At 68.0% G+C, this 19,000-nt stretch carries 20 protein-coding genes; 15 read left to right on the top strand and 5 right to left on the bottom strand.

Annotated elements, in window-relative coordinates; genetic code table 11:
• The first annotated feature begins 157 nt into the window (after positions 1 to 157).
• The 5 genes from gshA (at position 158) to J2W23_RS30455 (ending at position 4,310) form a co-directional block, all read left to right on the top strand.
• Positions 158 to 1,714 carry a glutamate--cysteine ligase gene (gene gshA / locus J2W23_RS30475; RefSeq protein ID WP_176656285.1) on the top strand — a complete coding sequence of 519 codons (1,557 nt, stop codon included), beginning with the start codon at positions 158 to 160 and terminating at the stop codon, positions 1,712 to 1,714.
• Positions 1,715 to 1,896: 182 nt separating this feature from the next.
• Positions 1,897 to 2,277, top strand: a complete 381-nt coding sequence (locus tag J2W23_RS30470; RefSeq protein WP_176656286.1) for a response regulator — start codon at positions 1,897 to 1,899, stop codon at positions 2,275 to 2,277.
• A 117-nt stretch (positions 2,278 to 2,394) separates the two neighbouring features.
• The gene (locus J2W23_RS30465; protein ID WP_307651382.1) at positions 2,395 to 3,318 is read left to right on the top strand and encodes an SDR family NAD(P)-dependent oxidoreductase; all 924 of its coding nucleotides are present in this window, start codon (positions 2,395 to 2,397) and stop codon (positions 3,316 to 3,318) included.
• 109 nt (positions 3,319 to 3,427) lie between these two features.
• On the top strand, positions 3,428 to 3,853 hold the full coding sequence (locus J2W23_RS30460) for a nuclear transport factor 2 family protein (protein ID WP_176656288.1): 426 nt from the start codon (positions 3,428 to 3,430) through the stop codon (positions 3,851 to 3,853).
• Positions 3,840 to 4,310, top strand: a complete 471-nt coding sequence (locus J2W23_RS30455; protein ID WP_176656289.1) for a MerR family transcriptional regulator — start codon at positions 3,840 to 3,842, stop codon at positions 4,308 to 4,310. The genes J2W23_RS30460 and J2W23_RS30455 overlap by 14 nt, the downstream gene beginning before the upstream one ends.
• 30 nt (positions 4,311 to 4,340) lie before the next feature.
• Here the strand turns inward: J2W23_RS30455 and J2W23_RS30450 are convergent, their stop codons facing one another.
• From J2W23_RS30450 to bamE, 3 genes are all read right to left on the bottom strand, one after another.
• Positions 4,341 to 4,703, bottom strand: coding sequence for an HPF/RaiA family ribosome-associated protein (locus tag J2W23_RS30450; protein WP_176656290.1), 363 nt, complete (start codon positions 4,701 to 4,703; stop codon positions 4,341 to 4,343).
• Between the two features lie 120 nt (positions 4,704 to 4,823).
• Positions 4,824 to 5,252 (bottom strand): CBS domain-containing protein, encoded by a 429-nt coding sequence (locus tag J2W23_RS30445; RefSeq protein WP_176656291.1) that lies wholly within the window; start codon positions 5,250 to 5,252, stop codon positions 4,824 to 4,826.
• Positions 5,253 to 5,387: 135 nt separating this feature from the next.
• Positions 5,388 to 5,987 carry an outer membrane protein assembly factor BamE domain-containing protein gene (bamE, locus tag J2W23_RS30440; protein ID WP_307651381.1) on the bottom strand — a complete coding sequence of 200 codons (600 nt, stop codon included), beginning with the start codon at positions 5,985 to 5,987 and terminating at the stop codon, positions 5,388 to 5,390.
• Between the two features lie 226 nt (positions 5,988 to 6,213).
• Here bamE and ylqF point away from each other — a divergent pair, with 226 nt between their 5' ends.
• From ylqF to J2W23_RS30400, 8 genes are all read left to right on the top strand, one after another.
• Complete coding sequence (gene ylqF / locus J2W23_RS30435; RefSeq protein ID WP_307651380.1) at positions 6,214 to 7,176, top strand: ribosome biogenesis GTPase YlqF; 963 nt, start codon at positions 6,214 to 6,216, stop codon at positions 7,174 to 7,176.
• The gene (locus J2W23_RS30430) at positions 7,176 to 7,646 is read left to right on the top strand and encodes a hypothetical protein (protein ID WP_176656294.1); all 471 of its coding nucleotides are present in this window, start codon (positions 7,176 to 7,178) and stop codon (positions 7,644 to 7,646) included. Before ylqF ends, J2W23_RS30430 begins: the two co-directional genes overlap by 1 nt.
• A 63-nt stretch (positions 7,647 to 7,709) precedes the next feature.
• Positions 7,710 to 8,159: a Fur family transcriptional regulator gene (locus J2W23_RS30425; RefSeq protein WP_176656295.1), complete on the top strand. Its 450-nt coding sequence runs from the start codon at positions 7,710 to 7,712 to the stop codon at positions 8,157 to 8,159.
• 89 nt (positions 8,160 to 8,248) lie between these two features.
• Positions 8,249 to 8,398: a type B 50S ribosomal protein L36 gene (ykgO, locus tag J2W23_RS30420; protein WP_013542562.1), complete on the top strand. Its 150-nt coding sequence runs from the start codon at positions 8,249 to 8,251 to the stop codon at positions 8,396 to 8,398.
• A gap of 128 nt (positions 8,399 to 8,526) precedes the next feature.
• A complete protein-coding gene (locus J2W23_RS30415; RefSeq protein WP_176656296.1) occupies positions 8,527 to 9,234 on the top strand; it encodes an ABC transporter ATP-binding protein in 708 nt (235 codons plus the stop codon).
• Positions 9,235 to 9,247: 13 nt separating this feature from the next.
• Positions 9,248 to 10,648, top strand: coding sequence for an ABC transporter permease subunit (locus J2W23_RS30410; RefSeq protein WP_307651404.1), 1,401 nt, complete (start codon positions 9,248 to 9,250; stop codon positions 10,646 to 10,648).
• Positions 10,649 to 10,663: 15 nt separating this feature from the next.
• On the top strand, positions 10,664 to 12,145 hold the full coding sequence (locus J2W23_RS30405) for an ABC transporter permease subunit (protein ID WP_307651379.1): 1,482 nt from the start codon (positions 10,664 to 10,666) through the stop codon (positions 12,143 to 12,145).
• Between the two features lie 57 nt (positions 12,146 to 12,202).
• Positions 12,203 to 14,386, top strand: coding sequence for a TonB-dependent receptor (locus J2W23_RS30400; RefSeq protein WP_307651378.1), 2,184 nt, complete (start codon positions 12,203 to 12,205; stop codon positions 14,384 to 14,386).
• Between the two features lie 13 nt (positions 14,387 to 14,399).
• Here J2W23_RS30400 and J2W23_RS30395 read toward each other — a convergent pair whose 3' ends face one another.
• The gene (locus J2W23_RS30395; RefSeq protein WP_307651377.1) at positions 14,400 to 16,040 is read right to left on the bottom strand and encodes a DUF4139 domain-containing protein; all 1,641 of its coding nucleotides are present in this window, start codon (positions 16,038 to 16,040) and stop codon (positions 14,400 to 14,402) included.
• A gap of 220 nt (positions 16,041 to 16,260) precedes the next feature.
• Here J2W23_RS30395 and J2W23_RS30390 point away from each other — a divergent pair, with 220 nt between their 5' ends.
• Positions 16,261 to 16,701, top strand: coding sequence for a PaaI family thioesterase (locus J2W23_RS30390; protein WP_307651376.1), 441 nt, complete (start codon positions 16,261 to 16,263; stop codon positions 16,699 to 16,701).
• Here J2W23_RS30390 and J2W23_RS30385 read toward each other — a convergent pair.
• Entirely contained in the window at positions 16,625 to 17,854 is a 1,230-nt protein-coding gene (locus J2W23_RS30385) for an acyltransferase family protein (protein ID WP_307651375.1), read from the bottom strand. The genes J2W23_RS30390 and J2W23_RS30385 overlap by 77 nt on opposite strands.
• A gap of 155 nt (positions 17,855 to 18,009) precedes the next feature.
• Here J2W23_RS30385 and J2W23_RS30380 point away from each other — a divergent pair, with 155 nt between their 5' ends.
• Complete coding sequence (locus J2W23_RS30380) at positions 18,010 to 18,981, top strand: LytTR family DNA-binding domain-containing protein (protein ID WP_307651374.1); 972 nt, start codon at positions 18,010 to 18,012, stop codon at positions 18,979 to 18,981.
• Positions 18,982 to 19,000: the final 19 nt, after the last annotated feature.

Raw genomic sequence — 19,000 nt, 5'->3', positions numbered from 1 at the left:
TACTGAAAAGGCCTTTGGCCCGCATGGTGCCTATGCAGGGAGCTATCAAAAAAATAGCGGGCGAGAACCTAGCCGGAAACGGGATTCCCTGCGCAAGCAGTGCCCGCTCTCCCGTGCTACCTTCCAGCCCCTCAGAAGATTGATGGGTCATAACAATATGAGCAACAGATTGCAGGAGAGGTTGGGTGCACTTTCAGCCGCACGCCTCCACGGCATGCGACGCGGCATCGAGAAGGAAAGCCTGCGCGCGCTGCCCGACGGCAAGCTCGCGCTGACGCCGCATCCGGCGGCGCTGGGCTCGGCGCTCACGCATCCGCACATCACGACCGACTTCAGCGAATCGCAGCTCGAGCTCATCACGGGCGTGCACGCCGGCGTCGAATCGGCGCTCGAGGAATTGACCCGGGTCCACCAGTTCACCTACCGCGTGCTCGACCAGCTGGGCGACGAGCGCCTCTGGGTCTCCAGCATGCCTTGCGGCCTGCCGACCGACGAGACCATTCCCATCGGGCGCTACGGCTCTTCGAACGTGGGCCGCGCCAAGAGCGTCTATCGCATGGGCCTGAGCCACCGCTATGGCCGCCGCATGCAGACCATCTCTGGCATTCACTACAACTGGTCGCTGCCCGACGTGTCGAGCGAACAGTACTTCGCGCTGATCCGCAATTTCCGCCGCCACGCCTTCTTGCTGCTGTACCTGTTCGGCGCCTCGCCGGCCTTGTGTTCGAGCTTCGTCGCGGGCCGCCCGCACGAGCTGCAGCCGCTGGGCGACGGCAGCATGTTCATGCCGCACGGCACCTCGCTGCGCATGGGGCGCCTGGGCTACCAGAGCGATGCGCAGGCCTCGCTGGCCGTGAGCTACAACAGCCTGGAGGGCTACGGTGCCTCGTTGCAGGACGCGCTCACGCGCCCCTGGCCGGCCTACGAGGCCATCGGCATCCGCAACCTGGGCGGCGACTACAACCAGCTGGGCACCAGCCTGCTGCAGATCGAGAACGAGTTCTACGGCACGATCCGCCCCAAGCGCGTGATCAACCCCGGCGAGCGTCCGCTGCATGCGCTGCGCGAGCGGGGCGTCGAATACGTCGAGGTGCGCCTCATGGACCTCGACCCCTTCGAGACCGTTGGCATCAACGCGCAGACCATGCGCTTCATCGACGTCTTCCTGCTGCACTGCCTCCTGAGCGACAGCCCCGACGACACCCCCGAGGAAATCGCCGACCTCGCGCGCAACCAGCACCTGACCGCCGCGCGCGGCCGCGAACCGGGCCTGCGCCTGTCGCGCGGTGGCCGCGAAGCGACGCTGACCGACTGGGGCATCGAGCTGGTCGACGAGTGCCTGCCCATCGCCGCCGCGCTCGACGCGGCGCAGGGCGGCACGCTGCACACCGACGCGGTGAATGCCGCGCGGGCCGCGCTGCAGAACCCCGACAGCCTGCCCTCGGCCCGCGTGCTCGCGGCCATCGAGCAGCAGCACGGCAACTCGTTCATCGGCTTCGTGCGCGCGCAGTCGGAGCAGACCCGCGCCGCGCTGCTGGCCCTGCCGTTCTCGGACGAGCAGCAGGCCGGGTTCGAGCGCATGACCGCCGAGTCGATCCAGGAGCAAAAGCGCATCGAGGCGGCCGACACCATGCCCTTCGAGATCTACCGCGAGCAGTACGTCTCGCCCGCGCGCCTGGGCATGGCGCGGGGCCGGATGGCCGTCGCGGCCTGATCGCAAGAGCGAGGCATCAAGGCGCCGAGGCGTCCGGCGTCCTTCGGCGGCACCATCCTCAGACGACAGTGGCGGTGGCCTATGGCCTACAGGCATTGGACCGCATGGCCCACCGCGCACGATGTCCGCACTGCGAGGATGCGTTGCATGCACAGCGCAAGTTCCGCCTCCCTGGTTTCATCATGACGTTCAAGGCCTATCTCGTCGAAGACAGCCCCGTGATCCGCGAGAACCTCGTCGGATTTCTGGAGGACGTGGCCGATGCGCAAGTGGTGGCCTCCGCCAGCACCGAGGAAGAAGCCGTCGCCTGGCTGGGCCAGCACCGTGACGGCTGGGACCTGACCATCGTCGACCTGTTCCTCAAGCGGGGCAACGGACTGGGCGTGATCAACGCCTGCCGCAACCGCTCGCCGCACCAGAAGGTGGTGGTGCTCAGCAACTACGCCACGGCCGACATGCGCGATCGCTCGACCCAACTGGGCGCCGACGCCTTCTTCGACAAGTCGGCCGAGCTCGACCAGCTGGTGGCGTACTGCGCCACCATGCAGCCGTCGCCCGGGTGACTGGCACCCTCTGCCTCCGGCGCTGCCGCCACGCTCTTTTGGGGTAAAACGCCACGCTGCCGCACAGCGGCAAGGCGCAGACACTCCCCCAAACGAAAGCAGCAGAGAGAGCGACTCATGAGCAACAGCATCGACTTCAAGGGCCGCGTGGCCATCGTGACCGGCGCGGGCGGGGGCCTCGGCCGCCAGCATGCGCTGGCCCTGGCGGCGCGCGGCGCCAAGGTGGTGGTCAATGACCTGGGCGGCGCGCGCGACGGCTCCGGCGGCTCGGTGAGCGCCGCGCAGGCGGTGGTCGACGAGATCAAGGCGGCCGGCGGCGAGGCCATCGCCAATGGCGCATCGGTGACCGACTTCGAGGCGGTGCAGGCCATGGTGCAGCAGGCGGTGGACGCCTGGGGCCGCGTCGACATCCTGGTCAACAACGCCGGCATCCTGCGCGACAAGAGCTTCACCAAGATGGAAATCGCCGATTTCAAGCTGGTGGTCGACGTGCACCTGATGGGCGCGGTGAACTGCACCAAGGCCGTCTGGGCGCTCATGAATGCGCAGAAGTACGGCCGCATCGTGATGACCACCTCGTCCTCGGGCCTGTACGGCAACTTCGGCCAGAGCAACTACGGCGCCGCCAAGCTCGCGCTCGTGGGGCTGATGCAGACGCTGAGCATCGAGGGCGCGAAGAACGATATCCGTGTGAACTGCCTTGCACCCACCGCCGCCACCCGCATGACCGAGGACCTGTTCCCGAAGGAGATGCTCGAGGCCTTCCAGCCCGACGCGGTGGTGCCCGCCATGCTGGTGCTGGCCTCGCAGGATGCGCCCAACCGCACCGTGCTCTGCGCGGGCGCCGGCGTCTTCGAGGCGGCGCACATCACCCTGACGCAGGGCGTCTGGCTCGGCAGCGGCCCCGATGCGCCCGAGCAACTGGCCGCGCGCCTGGCCGAGGTGACCTCGCGCGAGGGCGAGGTCGTGCCGCAGAGCGGCGCAACCCAGGGCAGCAACGAGGTCGGCAAGGCCATGGCGGCGAAGGTCGGCAAGGGCTGAAAAGGGCTGAAAAGCCGCCCTGTTCATGGCGCTTGACCTAGAGCGCACTCGAGCATTTCCAATGAATTCACCGGGACTTCCGGTTCATTCGACTGCCGAGGAAAAAACCATGAACACGATCGACAACAAGGCCCTGGTCCAGCACATTCACGCCGAACTGGACAAGGGCAACGGCCAGGCCTTCATCGACAGCCTGGCCGAGGACGCCAGCTGGACGCTGGAGGGCACCACGCCCTGGTCGCGCACCTACGCGGGCAAGGCGGCCATCCGCGAGGAGCTGATCAAGCCGCTGTTCGCGCAATTCGCCGCGCCCTACGTGAGCAGGACCGAGCGCATCATTGCCGAGGGCGACCGGGTGGTGGTGCTGTTCAGCGGCGACGTGCCCACCAAGGCCGGCAAGCGCTACAACAACCGCTACTGCTACGTCTACCGACTCGAAGGAGGCAAGGTGAAAGAGCTGACCGAGTACTTCGACACCGCACTGGTGCAGCAGGCGCTCGAGGCGCCGCCGGTTGCCGCGCATGCCGGCAGCTAGCGCACCGGCCGCGCCCGTCGTGAAGGGCACGCCCTTCCACATCGGCGAACTGGCCACGCGCACCGGCCGCACGGTGCACGCCATCCGCTGGTACGAGACCCAGGGCCTCGTGCCCGGCGTGGCGCGCGACGAGGGCGGCCGGCGCCTCTACGGCGAACTGCACGTCGGCTGGCTGGACCTGATGGAGCGCCTGCGCCGCACCGGCATGTCGATTGCGGAGATGCGCGAATACACCGCGCTTGCGCTGCAGGGCAAGGCCACGCTGCAGCAGCGCCGCGACCTGCTCGCCGCACACCGCGCGCGTGTGACCGAAACCATTGCCGACTGGAAGAAGGCGCTCACGCTGGTCGACCGCAAGATCGACTTCTATGACGCCTGGATGGCGAGCGGGCACCGCCCGCCGCTCATTCCCGCGGAGACGCCGCGCACGCCGCCGCCGAAACGCAAGACCCGGTGACCGGCTGCGCAGCAGCAGCGGCGCAGGCGGCTACTCCGCGACGAAGCCGCCGCCGTCCTTGCGAATCGAGCCGCGGTCCCGGTGGTTGTTGAGCCGGCCCAACGTGCTGTCGAGCAGCCGCTTGAGCTTGTCGGCCGCGCCGCGGAAGGCCTCGTCCAGCGTGTTGCCGTGCTGTGTGACGGCCAGCGGCTGGTGGTGGGCAAGGCGCGCTTCCATCACGCAGCGCTTGTCGCCGCCACCAGCCTTGTCGTGGTTCTCGTCGCTCAGATGCACCTCGACGCGCGTCACGTCTTCGACGAAACGGGAGAGGTGCTGCTTGATCTCGGTGTCGGCCCAGCGTTCCAGCGTGTCCTTGTTCTCGATACCGTTGCTCGTATTGACCTGAATCTGCATGCAATGTCCCTCTGCTGGATGGATGAACGAAGGTCCACTGTGCGCCCTTGGGCGCCGTGCCGTGCGTAGGTCTATTCCCTACCCACGCGCCGGGCAGGGTCCGCAATGTGGCAGTTTTGCTCAGCTCTGGATGTAGCTGGTGAGCTGGTCGATGGTCTGCTCGTGCTCGCTGATGATGTCGTCCATCAGGTCCTGGATGGAGATCATGCCCACCACCTTCTCGCCGTCGACCACCGGCAGGTGGCGGAACTTGCGCTGGCTCATCAGCGCCATGCAGGCGCGGGTGCGGGTTTGCGGGGTGACGGTCATCACGTCGGGCGTCATGATCTCCGAGACCTTCATCTCCTTGGAGTTCTTGCCCTGCAATGCGACCTTGCGGGTGTAGTCGCGTTCGGAGAGAAAGCCCACGAGCTTCTCGCCGTCCATCACCATGAGCGCGCCGACCTCGAAGCGGGCCAGCGTGGCCAGCGCATCGAACACGCTGGTGTCGGGCGAGGTGCGCCAGGCGGCGGAATCGTGGCGCTTGAGCAGTTCGGAGACGGGTTTCATCGCGGTCACTCCATCAGAAAAGTTTTGATTCGACCGACGCCGCTGGCGCCGCACTCGGTCAAATCATAGGGGCGGAAAAGCCCCCCGCGATGCAAAACCCTCTAGGGGATTGCGCGTGTGTCCACGCGCGAGAACTTAAGGCGTCGCGGCCAGCACGCGGCTGAGCGCCACGGGGTCGCCCACCACGGCCTTCACGAGGCCCTTGTCGTCGAAGTTGACCTGGTACTCCGACCAGCTGTCGCGCCAGTAGCGCCACACCGGTGCGTCGAGGCTCGGGTTCTCGCTCGCCACCGGGTAGCCGATGGCCATCAGCACCTGCTCGCGCGTCATGCCGGGCATCACCTTGCCGCCGCGGATGGCTGCGCTCACCGCGGGCGGGAAGGTGGCCATCTTCTGCTTCGGGTCTTCGGTGACCACGTAGCGCTTGGCGAAGTCGATCAACGTGAGGTTGCGGCTGTAGTCGTTCTTGATGCGCTGGGGCTTGCCCGCGAGATCGAGGTTGAAAAAGCGGAAGTCGTAGGCCGTGATGCGCGCCGGCGTGCCCACGGCGACGATGCTCGTGCCTTGCTCGTCGTAGTTGATGTCGCTGATCGAGTCGCCGTAGGTGCGCATGTTGCAGCACAGGAAGCCGCTGGTCAGCGGGCCGGGCGGCGGGGAAGGGCGCTGGGCCTGGACGACGGACACGGGCACGACGGTGGCTGCCAGCAGGGCGGCAGCGGCAAGGCGCTTGAGCATGGATTTCCCTCGGGGTTTTGTTGGAATGGCTGCGGGGGCGCAGCGCGCGGATTCTAGGGGGCCAGCCGGGGCAAGCGAAGGCGCCATAGGGTGGACGGGCCCTGTCAGCTATGGAAAAGATAGCGTTCGCGCGTTGTTCCGGTTCCCGGTTCACAATGCGCGTCCGGCCTCCGGGCCGCCCCCTTCACAACCCCAGCAGACAGCGCGACAGAAAGAGCATCCATCGATGGCGATCCAGTGGTTCCCCGGGCACATGTACACGACCCAGAAGGCCATCACCGAGCGGGTGAAGGACATCGACGTGGTCATCGAGCTGCTCGACGCGCGCCTGCCCGGCTCCAGCGCCAACCCGATGCTGGCCGAGCTGACGGCCGGCCGGCCGACGCTCAAGGTGCTCAACAAGCAGGACCTGGCCGACTCCGCGCGCACCGCGCTCTGGCTTGCGCACTACAACGCGCTGCCCGACACGCGCGCGATTCCGCTGGATGCGAGCCTCACCACGCCCGCGCAGCAGATCGTGAAGGCCTGCCACGAGCTCTCGCCCAACCGGGGCGGCATGGCCAAGCCGATGCGGGTGCTGATCTGCGGCATTCCGAACGTGGGCAAGTCGACGCTCATCAACACGCTGACCGGTGGGCGCAAGGCCAAGACCGGCGACGAGGCCGGCATCACCAAGCTGGAGCAGCGCATCACGCTGGCCGACGACTTCTACCTGTGGGACACGCCCGGCATGCTGTGGCCGCGCATCGTGGTGCCCAAGAGCGGCTACAACCTCGCGGCCAGCGGCGCGGTGGGGCGCAACGCGTTCGACGAGGAGGAAGTGGCGCTGGAGCTGCTCAACTACCTCAAGGGGCACTACGCCGAAGGCATTGCCGCGCGCTTCAAGTTGGTCGAGCTCGACGCCGCCACCATCGCCGCCATGAAGGACGAGGACGTGCTCGACACCATCGGCCGCAAGCGCGGCGCGCTGCTGGGCAAGGGCCGGGTCAACCTGCAGAAGGCGGCGGAGATCGTGATGCACGAATTCCGTGCGGGCAACCTCGGGCGCATCACGCTCGAGACGCCCGAGGAGTTTGCGCAATGGCTGGCTGAGGGACAGCGCGTCGATGCGGAGCGTGCGGCCAAGAAGGCGGCGCGCGGGAAGAAGGGCAAGCAAAAAACCGAAACCACGCCGGAGGAAAACAGCTGATGCCGAGTTTCTTTTTCTTTCGCAAGGGCGGCCTTGATACCGACTCGGAAGACTTCCCCGGCCTGGTGAGCGTGGCCGCCTACCTGAAGCAGCTGAGCGCACAGGAACACGAGCGCAAGCCCACGGATGCCGAAGGTTTCCTGCGCGAGCTCGACGCCGTGCCATGGCGCGAGGTGATGGCGGCCTGGCTCGTCGCGCAGGAGGGCCCGCTGCCCGCGCTGGTCTTGTGCAGCGACGACATGAAGGTGCAGTTCGGCATCAGTGGCGTCTTCCATGAGCAGTTGCACTACTACCAGTGCAGCTTCAGCCGCGAAGTGAAGAAGGGCTGGTTTTCCAAGGAAACGCAGAACCTCAGCTTCGAGATTCATGCGCGCGAAGACGTGGCCGGCCTGGTGCGGCAGTTCGTGCAGGGCGACTATGACGCGCTGACCGACGAGGCGCGGCGCATCGGCCAGAACGTCCTGGCGTAGTGGCCGGCGGCTTGTTGGCCCCGGGGCGCTGACCGGCAAGGGCCCGCCCACTATCATCGAAAAATGCAACGCCTCACGCGCCAACGCAACGCCGTTTTCTCCGCTTTCAGCGACCCCGGCCGCGTCCTCACCGCACCGGAAATCCTCGAACACGCTCGCGAGATCGTCCCTGAGATCAGTCTCTCCACCGTGTACCGCCAGGTCTCCCTGCTGCTGGCCGATGGCGAGATCGCAAAGGTCGAGTTGCCGGGCGAGCCGGCGCGCTACGAAGTGGCCTGCAAGCCCGCCGCGCATCGCCATGCGCACCACGACGGCGACGAGGCCGATCACCACCATCACTACTTTCATTGCTCGGGCTGCAGGCAGGTGTTCCTGCTGCATGCGTGCCCGGGGCCGATGGACGACCTTGCGCCCAAGGGCTTCCAGGTGAAGAGCCACGAGGTGACGTTGCATGGGCTGTGCGCGGCCTGCGTCGACGCAGGCGGCAAGGCGAAAGCGCGCAAGGCGCATTGAGGCGTTAGGTTGCGGTCAGCTTTTCTGCGTTATTGAGAATGAATTCTCAATAACGTATAGTTGCGGATCCAACTTTTCGGAACGATCCTATGCAAGTCCTGTCTTCGCTCAAGGAAGCAAAGAAGCGTCACCGCGATTGCCAGGTGGTGACACGGCGCGGCCGCACCTACGTCATCTGCAAGTCCAACCCGCGCTTCAAGGCGCGCCAGGGCGGCGCGAAGAACAAGAACAAGCGCTGATCCTGCGCTGACGACAAGGCGGGGCGCTTCCCGCCACCCCCCCCCCCACGACTGAACAGAACCGCATCGGCGCACCCCGCGCCGCCGAAGGCCTGCGCGCGTCTTTTTCTCCAACTGGAAACCTGTCCATGCTCCGAGCCATCGGCCTCACCAAACAGTACGGCACGCACACCGCGCTCGACCGTCTCGACCTCGACATCCGCGGCGGCGACATCTACTGCCTGCTGGGCGCCAACGGCGCGGGCAAGACGACGACCATCAACCTGTTCCTGAACTTCATCGCGCCGACCGGCGGCACGGTGGAAATCAACGGCGTCGACGTCACGCGCCATCCCGTCGCGACCAAGCAGGACGTGGCGTACATCCCCGAGCAGGTCACGCTGTACGGCACGCTCTCGGGCCTGGAGAACCTGCGCTTCTTCGCCGGCCTCGCACTCGGCCATGAACTGCCGCGCTCGCGCCTGCTCGAGTTGATGACCGAGGTGGGGCTCGACCACGCGGCCGCCGACAAGCGCGTCTCGGCGTATTCGAAGGGCATGCGGCAGAAGGTATGGATCGCGGTGGCGATCGCCAAGGCGGCCAAGGCGCTGCTGCTCGACGAGCCCACCTCGGGGCTCGATCCGCACGCCGCCGCCGAGTTCTCCGACCTGCTGCGCCGCGCGGCCGACACCGGTGTGGCCGTGCTCACCACCACGCACGACCTGTTCCACGCGCAGCAGACCGCCACCCGCGTCGGCATCATGAAGCGCGGCCGCCTCGTGGAAAGCCTCGACGGCGAAGCGCAGATCGCGAACACCGACCTGCAGTCGCTCTACCTGCAGCACATGAGAGCATGAGATGAAAGCCTCCATGTTGCTGAACTGGATCGCACGACGCGAATTTCTCGAACGCCTGCGCGATGGCCGCCTGTACTGGGCCGGTGGGCTCGTGGTGATGCTGCTGTTCACCGCGCTCGCCGTGGGCTGGGCGCACCAGCAGGGCGCCCACGCCGAGCAGGTCGCCGCGCAGGCCATGGACTACCGCGACTGGCTGCACCAGGACAAGCGCCACCCGCACGATGCCGCGCACCAGGGCATGCACGCCTTCAAGCCTGAGCCGCCGCTGTCGATGGTCGACTCGGGCATCAACCCCTTCATCGGCAGCACCGTGTGGCTGCAGGCGCACCGCCAGAGCGAGGTGAAGTTCAACGCGGCACAAGACGCGACCGGGCTGCAGCGCTTCGGCAATCTCTCGGTCGGCTGGATATTGCAGGTGCTCGGCCCGCTGCTGGTGATCGTGCTCGGCTTCAATGCGTTTGCAGGCGAGCGCGAGCAGGGCATCCTGCGTCAGACGCTGAGCCTGGGCGTGTCGCCGCTGCGGTTGCTGGCCGGCAAGGCGCTGGCGCTCGCGGCATCGCTCGCGGTGCTGCTCGTGCCGGCCGCCATCGTCGCGGCCATCGCGGTGGCCGCGGGCGCGGAGCAGGGCGGGCGCATCGACGCGCTGCTGCGCCTTGTCGCATGGGCGCTCGGCTACGCGGTGTACCTCGGCATCTTCGTGTTCCTCGTGCTGGGCGTATCGGCGATGTCGGCCACCTCGCGCACGGCCATCACCGTGCTGCTCGCGCTGTGGATCGGGCAGGCCGTGATGGCGCCGCGCGTGCTCTCGGAGCTGTCGCGCACCTGGTTCCCGAGCCCGACGCGGCTGGAGTTCAACCAGCAACTCGGCGCCGAACTCAAGGCGGTGTCGGACAAGGTCTGGCAAGAGAACTTCGGCACCACCGAGCGCTGGGGCCGCGACGTGCCGCTCAGCAAGTGGGGCATTGCGCTGCGTCTGGACGACCAGGCCTCGTACCCCGTGTACGACCGCCACTACGGGCGCCTCTGGGACACCTGGGAGCAGCAGCAGACGGTGCAGGAGTGGAGCGGCCTCGTGCTCCCCATCCTCGCGATCCGCAGTTTCTCGATGGGCATGGCGGGCACCGATTTCTCGCACCACCGCCGCTTCACGACCGCGGCCGAACTGCATCGCCGCAACATCCAGGACCTGATGAGCAAGGACCTGGTGGTGCATGCCGATCCGCTGGGCGACCGCCACTTCTCCTACCAGGCCACGCCCGACCTGTGGGCCACCGTGCCGCCGTTCGACTACCACTCCCCGGGCGCGGGATGGGCGCTGCGGCACCAGGCGCGAAGCCTGGCCGTGCTGTGCGCCGGCCTGCTGCTCGCAGTGGCGTTCGCCGCCTTCGCCACCGTGCGCCAGCGCGCGCTTTGAAGAGGGATGCCACACATGTCCATTCATCCTCCCCAAGGCCGCCGCCTGCTGGCCGTGATGCGCCAGGAAATCCGCTTGATGCTCGCCGAGCGCGGCCTCTGGGTCGTCGGTGCGCTGTTCCTGCTGCTCGTGGCCTATGCGCTGGGCAACGGTCTCATGCAGACCGCCAAGCGCGACCGCGCGCAGGCCGCCGTCGCGCAGGCCGACCGCGACACCCGCGCCGGCCAGCGCGTGCAGCTCGAAGCCATCCTCGCCGGCACCGCGCAACCCACGCCGTTCGAGAACCCGGCCGATCCCTCGCGCATGGCGAGCGGCTACGGTGGCCAGCATGCGCTGCTGCCGACCGCGCCGCTGGGCCCGGTTGCGCTAGGCCAGAGCGACCTGTTCCCGAGCCAGTACAAGGTCACGAACCAGAGCCGCGTCGTGTTCATGAACCCGAGCGACATCGAGAACCCCTGGCACCTGCTGAGCGGGCATTTCGACCTGGCTTTCGTCATCGTCTATCTGCTGCCGCTGCTGATCTTCGCGCTCAGCTACAACCTCCTGTCGGCGGAGCGCGAGAACGGCACCCTGCGCCTGCTGCTGTCGCAGCCCTTGCGCCTGCGCACGCTGCTTGCGGGCAAGCTCACGGTGCGCGCCGCGGTGCTGCTGGGGCCGGCCGTGCTGCTGCCGGTGGCGGTGCTGTGGATCGCGCGCCATGCGGGCTTCGCCGGCGCATCCAGCGCGATGGGCAGCGCGACGCTCTGGTGGGCGTTGCTGGTCGGCGCCTATGCGCTGTTCTGGTTCGCGCTGGTCGTGGCGGTGAATGCCTTCGGCGCTTCGTCGGCGACCAATGCGATGGTGCTGGTCATCGCGTGGGTGATGCTGGTGCTGGTCGCGCCGGTGCTGCTCAACCTCGCCGTCACCCGGGCCGCGCCCGCGCCATCGCGCACCGAGCTCGCCACGCAGCAGCGCGTGGTCACGGCCGAGGCGATGAAGCGCTACCAGGACCTGCTGGGCACCGAGTACCAGCACGTGGGCCACGGCGCGATCCTCATGCCGCGCAACGGCAAGATCGAGATCGCCGGCCGCGCGCTGGCCAACTACAAGATCGAGCGCGAGGTCGACGAGGCGATCCGCCCCGCGCTCGACCGTTTCGACGCGCAGCAGGCGCGCCAGCAGCAACTGCTCGGCCGCTTCGGCGCGGTGTCGCCCGCCGCCGTGGCCTACGAAGGCATGACCGCGCTGGCCGGCAACGGCGTGCGCCGCCATGCGCGCTTCGAAGCGCAGACGGTGGCGTACCACGAGGCGTGGAAGGCCTTCTTCTTCCCGCGCATCGATGCACGCGACGCGTTCACGCCCGCCGAGTTCGACCGCATCCCGGCCTTCGCCTGGCAAGAAGAGCCCGCTGGCCTGATGCGCGGCCAGGCTGCGCTGGCGGTGCTGCAGCTGCTCGTGCCGAGCCTGCTTTTGTTCGGCCTTGCGGCGTTGCGGCTGCGGCGCTTCTCGGTCGCCTAGCGCATTGCAATGGCGCTTCCTGATTTTTCGTTTCGTTCCACCCAAGCAAGCAGTCCAATGATCCAGCTCACCCGCACGGCCATCGCAGTCGCCGCCGTCACAGCCCTCCAGGCCGCGTACGCACAAGGCAGCGCCGCCGAACTCGGCACCGTCGTCGTCGAAGGCAGTCGCGATGCCAACAGCCTGCACCTCGAGGAATCCAGCGGCGCGGCCTCGCGCCTCGGCCTCTCGGTGCGCGAGACGCCGGCCTCCGTCGAGATCCTGTCGCAGGACGCGATCCAGCAACGCGGCGCGCGCACCTTCAGCGAAGCGCTGCGCGGCATGGCGGGCCTGTCGGGCGGCGGCCCGCCGTCGTCGCCGACGACGCTCTCCACGCGCGGCTTCAGCAGCCTCATGTACCTCTACGACGGTGTGCGCAGCTCCGGCGCCGGCGTCGTCAACCGCGTGCAGGACACCTGGAACTACGACCGCATCGAAGTGCTGAAGGGGCCGGCCTCGGTGCTCGACGGCGAGGGCGCCATCGGCGGCGTCGTCAACTTCGTGACCAAGCGGCCCGATCGCAGCAACCCGAACAAGGAGGCCTTGCTTTCCTACGGCAGCTACGGCTCGACGCGCGCGGCCTTCGGCTTCGGCGGCGCCCTGGGCGATGCCAGCGCCTACCGTATCGACTACAGCCGCAACGACAGCAAGGTCGGCACCATCGACCGCAACGGCGAGCGCATCGACCACTTCACCAGCGGCCTGCTGGTCGACCTCGGCGGCTCGGTGAAGCTCGATCTCTCGTTCGACTACCTGCGCGACAACAACGACGCCTACTGGGGCACGCCGCTCGTGCCGCGCAGCTTCGCCACCCAGCCGACGAACGTGGTGAGCACGCCCGACGGCCGCGTGATCGACCGGCGCATGACGCGCACCAACTACAACGTACTGGACGACGACAACTCCTCGGAAACCTACTGGCTGCGCGCGCGCCTCACGGGCCAGCTCGACGGCGGCTGGTCGTGGCGCAACGAGTTCTCGGCCAACAAGTCGAACCGCGTGTTCCGCAATTCCGAGAGCGCCACCTTCGTGGCACCCGCCAGCATCGCGCGCGACCAGACGCTGATCACCCACGACCAGGACTTCTGGCTCGACCGCATCGACGCCACGCACAAGGGCACGATCGGCGGCATGGACAACCGCTTCGTCGTCGGCGGCGAATACAGCGAAACGCGCTTCGGCAGCCAGCGCCGCTTCTCCAACGGCAGCGCCAGCACGGCGAGCCTGCTGCGGGTGCCGGTGTTCGACCCCTACGTGGGCTTCTTCAACGACAACCCCGCGCTCAGCGTGGGCGGCGGCAACCGCACCGACATGAACACCAAGGTGCGGGTCAGTTCGGTGTTTGTCGAAGACGCGCTCAAGCCGATCCGCAACCTCACGCTGGTCGGCGGCCTGCGCCACGACCGCACCGAGGTCGACCGTTCCATCACCGACCTGAACCTGGGGAGCAACACGCGCTTCGGCAGCAGCTACCGTTCGACCTCGGGCCGCCTCGGCGCGGTGTATGACATCACGCCGCAGTCGAGCATCTACGCGCAGTACACCAACGCCACGCTGCCGGTGAATTCGCTCTTCCTGCTGTCGGCATCGAACGCGGCGTTTCCGATGTCGCGCGGCAAGCAGGCCGAGGTGGGTTTCAAGCAGAGCCTGCCTGAAGCGAACCTGGAGTGGACCGCGGCGGTCTACAAGATCGAGCTGGACAACGTGCTCTCGCGCGATCCGGCCAACGCCGCCAACACGGTGAACAACGGGCGCCAGTCGTCGCGCGGGCTGGAACTCTCGGCGGTATGGAAGCCCACGCGCGAGTGGACGCTGGCGGGCAATCTCGCGGCGCTCGATGCGCGCTTCGACACGCTGGTGGAGGCGGGCAACGTCTCGCGCGTCGGCAAGACGCCGCCCAACGTGCCCGAGCGCGTGGCCAACCTCTTTGCGACCTACCGGCCCGACAACTCGAAGTTCGAGTACTTCGTGTCGCTCAACCGCACCGGCCACATGTTCACCGACAACGCCAACCAGATTCGCATCAACGGCTTCACCACCATGGATGCGGCAGTGAGCTATCGGCTGAAGAACGCGCTGCTGAGCTTTCGCGTGCGCAACCTGACCGACAAGCTCTACGCCACCTGGGTGGGGCGTGCCACCAGCCAGGTGCTGCTGGCGCCGCGGCGCACCTTCGAGGTGTCGGCCAAGTTCGACTTCTGATCGCGGTGCGCGCTCAGCGCATCTGCAGGCGCGCGTCCTTCGGGTAGCTGATCGTGTAGTCCGCCGCCACGCGCGCGGTCTTGCCGGCTTCGAGGTCGAAGCTCCACATCGCAAGGCCCGGCTGCTTGTTCCATGCCAGTTCGCCCGGCTGCGGCGAGAACTGCGAAGTCACGCGCACTTGCTCGTCGACCGAGACCGGCGCCGCCTCCAGCACCTGCACCGCGATGGGCGTGCGGTGGCGGTTCTCGACCACGTAGGCGCGCTGCACCTTGCGCTCGGCGCGTGTGCCGGCAAAGCCGCCCGTGCCCTGGTTGTCCTTCTCGGGCTCGGCCTGCACGCGCACCAGTTCGTCGCGGCCGAAAGAGAGCGTCAGGCGCGCATCGCTGGGCGCCGTCCACTGGCCGTTGCCGACGAAATTGCCGTCGCGATAAAGCTGCATCGGGCCGGCCGGCCACACGCCGGTGGGCTGTGCGAGATCGGCGACCAGGAAGGCGCTCGGGTCCACGCCAGGGCTGGTGCGCGAGGCGAGCTTGGCCGTGTCCTCGTACTGGCCGAGCGCCATCGTCACGCGCTGGCCGTTGGAGGGCACGTCGATGCTTTGCGGTACAGAGAATTCGGTGGCGAAGCTGTTGTCGAACACGCTCACGTCGAACAGCGGCGCGCGGCGCTCCATGGCCGACTCTTTTGCGTGGGGAGGCGGAACGCCCGCCGCGACCGGCGCCGGTGCGGACATGAAAGCCATGTCGGCGCGGGCGCGCTGCGGCGGCGGCTCGATGCCGATGCGCCAGGCGCCCGGCGTGCGGCCGGTGGTTTCGCGGCGCGGCTGGCCGGTGGAGAGCACCAGCTTCACGCCGCGCCAGTCTTCACCGGTGGCTTGCGCCACCAGCGCCTGGCGCTCGATGCGCACCTTGCGCGTGGTGGTGTCGAGCAGCGCGCGATAGGTGGGTGTCCAGCCGGGGCCGGCGACCTGGTAGCTGAGCTTCACTTCGGCATCGGTGCTCGCGGCCAGCGTGACGGTCACGGCCACCACCTGCGCGCCGTTGCCCTGCGAGCGCGTGCGTTCGGCGAGCAGCGGGTTGAGCTGGCGGTCGATGTCGCTCTGCTTGCGTGCGAGCTGGTGTTGCTTCAGCAGCGAGTCCTGCCCGGTGCGGCGCATCGCGTCGGTCACCGCGGCGAGGTTGCGCGCGTCCATCGGTGCGCGGGCGCCTTGTGACGAATCTCCGCCCGAAAGCCCCTTGAGGTAGCCCGTGACCATGCCCAGCGCATCGCGCTCGGCCTGCAGCGCGGCCTTCTGGTCCTCGAGTTCGCGGATGCGGCCGTCGAGCTCGCTGGTGGCGCAGCGCGCCGAAAGCGCGCGCTGCTCGTTGAGCACCGAGGTCTCGCCCACGCGCACCGACGCATCGGCCGACACCTGCAGGCTCTGCACGTCCAGCCCCGCGGGCAGGCAGGCAAAAGTGACCGAACGGCTGCCCGCCGCGACGCGCGCCACGCGCTCCACGGTGGCGCTGCCGGGGTAGACCTTGACCTGGGTGATGCGCGAGTCGGCCGCCTGGGTTTGCAGAGGGGGCGGCACCTGGGCGCTGGCGCTCAGGACCAGCCAGGTGGCGGCGACGACGGTGGCACGGAGCAGAAGGGCGGAGGACGGTGCTTTCATTGAAGAGCCTTCGAAAGTGAGTGGGTTGACCTCCACTCATACGGCCGGGCTCGCTCAACGGGGTTAAGGCGCCCCGAGAAATATTTCATGCCGATGGCGGCTGTCGCCAATGCATCCGCAACGGCGCTCCCGGTCACGCGTGCGACGACGCGCGAAGGCTCCGGTTCGTAGAGTGGATTCGTCCACACCGCCCACCCATTCCGTTCCAAGGAGACCCGCCATGCTCGACACCATCCAGGCCATCAACCGCACCGCCTCATTCAACCGCTGGGCCGGCTTTGAAGTCCACCGGGCCGCCGACGGCGAAGCCGAACTGCGCATGAACTGGCGCGAGGAAGACATGGGCCAGTACGCCGGCTTCCTGCACGCCGGCATGATCGCCGCGCTGCTCGATACCGTGAGCGGCTACGCGGCCTCCACGAAGGCGGGGCGCGTGCTGGCCTCGCACTTCTCCGTCAACTGCATCTCGCCCGCCATCGGACACGCCTTCGTGGCCCGCGGCCGGGTGGTGAAGGCGGGGCGCAAGCAAGTGTTCGTCGTGGCCGAGCTCTATGCGCAACCCGAAGGAAAAGGCGAGGACGCACTCAAGCTCGTGGCGACGGGGAACGCCATCCTGGTTCCGGTGGAACTGGAAGCGCTGCAGCCGAAGCCCGCCGCCTGAGCTTCAGCCCGAACAGCGGCCGCAGCCAGTTGATGCGGCGGATCAGCCCGTCGGTCAGCAGCCAGCAGCCCAGGATCGTCAGCGCCACCAGCAGCGCGGGCTCCAGCACCGGGCCGAGCGCGAACGGCGTCAGCACGGTCACGCCGACGATGATCAGCGTCTGGTGCAGCACGTACCACGGGTAGACCGACTCGTTGGCCCAGCGCAGCCACGGCCACGGGCGGTTCAGGTGGCGGTGGCCGTGGCCCAGGATGGTCGCGATGGCCAGCCACATATAAAGCGTGCGCAGCAGGTCCAGGAGCAGGCCCGGGGCCGATCCCCTGGCGCCGACCCGCAGCGCGATGAAGGCGCCGATCGCCGCCACGGCCAGCACCAGCGACACCCGGCGCAGCCGCTCCAGTTCCTTCCAGATGCCCGTGTCCACGCCCATCCAGTAGCCGTAGAGGAACACGGTGAGGTAGATGGCGTGCAGGTAGAAATCGCGCACCAGGTTGTGCGTGGGCGGAAAGTGCGGGGCCAGCAGCACCGTCCAGGCCAGGAGCGGAAGCGCCGGCAGCAGCAGCAACTTCCAGCCGCGCAGCGCGTTGAACCGGCGGCGCACCCACTGGCCGGCCGGCGACTTCCACAGCGGCAGCGTCAGCGCGACCAGCGCGGTGTACGCAAACAGGTAGGGCAGGTACCAGAGGTGGTTCCAGGTCATGCCGAACTCCGCGCCGTCGAAAGCGCGCTTGGGCCACGGTTCGGCCATCGACAGGTAGCGCAGCAAAAAGGCGCCGAAGCCCGGCGCGACCAGCCCGTTGGCCACGCCCTGCGCGTAGGCCTGGTAGGGAACGATCACCATCATCCCGAACACCAGCGGCAGCATCAGCCGCGCGCCCCGGCTGCGCAGCAGCGCCCCGGTGCCCTGGTGGCGGGCGAGGAAGCCGAGCGACACGCCGGAGATCAAAAACACCAGGTCCATGCGCCAGAGGTTCAGCACCCGCATCGGCCACTGCAGCCATTCGGCCGCATGCGGGCTTTTCAGGTGCCAGGGCCAGTCGGCCACGTAGTACATGGCCACGTGATAGAGGATCACGAACAGGAAGGCGAGCGCGCGCAGGGCGTCGATGTCGTGGCGCCGGTCCGTGCCGGGCAGGGGAGTCGGAAGGTTCATTTCAGCGTCCTCGAAACGGAAAGTGCGGCCATCGTGTGCCCCGGTGCCACCCGGCGGCGCGCCCGCGGGACGGATGGCCCGGCCTTTGTGACGAGCGGTGGCCCCGGTGGGACGAAATTCGCCCCGCCGTCGCGCAGATGGCGAGAATCCCGGGCATGAAAGCGTCCCGCCGGAACCTGTACGAGCGCTACGAGCCGATCCGCCGCTACGTGGAAGTGGGTTTCTGGATCGTGCTGATGGCGCTGCAGGGCGTGTTCAGCACCATGGTCGCGGTGGTCGACGCCCGCAACCGCGCCGTGCCGCGCGCGACCTGGGAAATCGTCACCTGGGAGGGGTCGAGCCACCTGGTGCTGCTGATGCTGATTCCGGTGTTCGTCGCCATCGAGCGCCGGCTGGCGCCGCTGATGCCCGGCCGCTGGGTGCGCTTCGTGGCCGGGCATGTGGTGGCCAGCGTGGCCGTCAGCGTGGTGCACGTGGCCGGGATGTTCGCGGTGCGCTCGCTGGTCTATGCCCTGATGGGCAGCCGCTACGACTTCGGCGGCTGGACCGCCCAGTGGGGCTACGAGTACCTGAAGGACGTGCGGGTCTACGTCTCGATCGTCTTCGGGATCTGGGCCTACCGGTTCTTCATGCTGCGGCTGCAGGGCGAGGCGCGGGTGCTCGATGCGCCGGAGGCGGGTGTGGCCGATCCGCCCGAAGCCGCGCCGCCTTCCTCATCGCCCGCTCCCGACGAGGCATCTCCCGAGCCTGAACCGGAAGCAAGCCCGCCGCCCCCGCCACCGGCCCCGGCCCGCCCCGAACGCTTTCTCGTACGCAAGCTGCGCCGCGAATTCCTGATCGCCGCCACCGACATCGACTGGCTCCAGGCCGAGGGCAACTACGTCGGCCTGCACGTCAACGGCCACGACTACCTGCTGCGCGCCACGCTCACCGATTTCCTCACCCAGCTGGACCCCGCCCGTTTCGTGCGCGTGCACCGAAGCCATGCGGTGAACCTCGCGCGCATCAAGGAAATCGAGCCGCTGGACGGCGGCGATGCCCGCCTGCACATGCACGACGGCACGACCGTGCCCTGCAGTCGCCGGTATCGCGACGCGCTTCGGGCCGGCGCCGGCTCGACGGGCTGAAAAAGAAGCCTGTTCCGGT

This window comes from Variovorax boronicumulans, assembly GCF_030812215.1.
Classification (GTDB): domain Bacteria; phylum Pseudomonadota; class Gammaproteobacteria; order Burkholderiales; family Burkholderiaceae_C; genus Variovorax; species Variovorax boronicumulans_C.
Note: the sequence above shows the minus strand (reverse complement) of the source record. Positions and strands in the feature narration are given on the sequence as shown.

Excerpts from the sequence above, each read along its gene's own strand:
- J2W23_RS30425 (WP_176656295.1), top strand. The coding sequence starts at position 7,710 with ATGCAACGCCTCACGCGCCAACGCAACGCCGTTTTCTCCGCTTTCAGC.
- J2W23_RS30405 (WP_307651379.1), top strand. The coding sequence starts at position 10,664 with ATGTCCATTCATCCTCCCCAAGGCCGCCGCCTGCTGGCCGTGATGCGC.
- J2W23_RS30430 (WP_176656294.1), top strand. The coding sequence starts at position 7,176 with ATGCCGAGTTTCTTTTTCTTTCGCAAGGGCGGCCTTGATACCGACTCG.
- J2W23_RS30410 (WP_307651404.1), top strand. The coding sequence starts at position 9,248 with ATGTTGCTGAACTGGATCGCACGACGCGAATTTCTCGAACGCCTGCGC.
- J2W23_RS30415 (WP_176656296.1), top strand. The coding sequence starts at position 8,527 with ATGCTCCGAGCCATCGGCCTCACCAAACAGTACGGCACGCACACCGCG.
- J2W23_RS30450 (WP_176656290.1), bottom strand. The coding sequence starts at position 4,703 with ATGCAGATTCAGGTCAATACGAGCAACGGTATCGAGAACAAGGACACG.
- J2W23_RS30400 (WP_307651378.1), top strand. The coding sequence starts at position 12,203 with ATGATCCAGCTCACCCGCACGGCCATCGCAGTCGCCGCCGTCACAGCC.
- J2W23_RS30460 (WP_176656288.1), top strand. The coding sequence starts at position 3,428 with ATGAACACGATCGACAACAAGGCCCTGGTCCAGCACATTCACGCCGAA.
- J2W23_RS30390 (WP_307651376.1), top strand. The coding sequence starts at position 16,261 with ATGCTCGACACCATCCAGGCCATCAACCGCACCGCCTCATTCAACCGC.
- ylqF (WP_307651380.1), top strand. The coding sequence starts at position 6,214 with ATGGCGATCCAGTGGTTCCCCGGGCACATGTACACGACCCAGAAGGCC.
- J2W23_RS30395 (WP_307651377.1), bottom strand. The coding sequence starts at position 16,040 with ATGAAAGCACCGTCCTCCGCCCTTCTGCTCCGTGCCACCGTCGTCGCC.
- J2W23_RS30455 (WP_176656289.1), top strand. The coding sequence starts at position 3,840 with ATGCCGGCAGCTAGCGCACCGGCCGCGCCCGTCGTGAAGGGCACGCCC.
- J2W23_RS30445 (WP_176656291.1), bottom strand. The coding sequence starts at position 5,252 with ATGAAACCCGTCTCCGAACTGCTCAAGCGCCACGATTCCGCCGCCTGG.
- J2W23_RS30465 (WP_307651382.1), top strand. The coding sequence starts at position 2,395 with ATGAGCAACAGCATCGACTTCAAGGGCCGCGTGGCCATCGTGACCGGC.
- J2W23_RS30470 (WP_176656286.1), top strand. The coding sequence starts at position 1,897 with ATGACGTTCAAGGCCTATCTCGTCGAAGACAGCCCCGTGATCCGCGAG.
- J2W23_RS30385 (WP_307651375.1), bottom strand. The coding sequence starts at position 17,854 with ATGAACCTTCCGACTCCCCTGCCCGGCACGGACCGGCGCCACGACATC.
- bamE (WP_307651381.1), bottom strand. The coding sequence starts at position 5,987 with ATGCTCAAGCGCCTTGCCGCTGCCGCCCTGCTGGCAGCCACCGTCGTG.
- ykgO (WP_013542562.1), top strand. The coding sequence starts at position 8,249 with ATGCAAGTCCTGTCTTCGCTCAAGGAAGCAAAGAAGCGTCACCGCGAT.
- J2W23_RS30380 (WP_307651374.1), top strand. The coding sequence starts at position 18,010 with ATGAAAGCGTCCCGCCGGAACCTGTACGAGCGCTACGAGCCGATCCGC.
- gshA (WP_176656285.1), top strand. The coding sequence starts at position 158 with ATGAGCAACAGATTGCAGGAGAGGTTGGGTGCACTTTCAGCCGCACGC.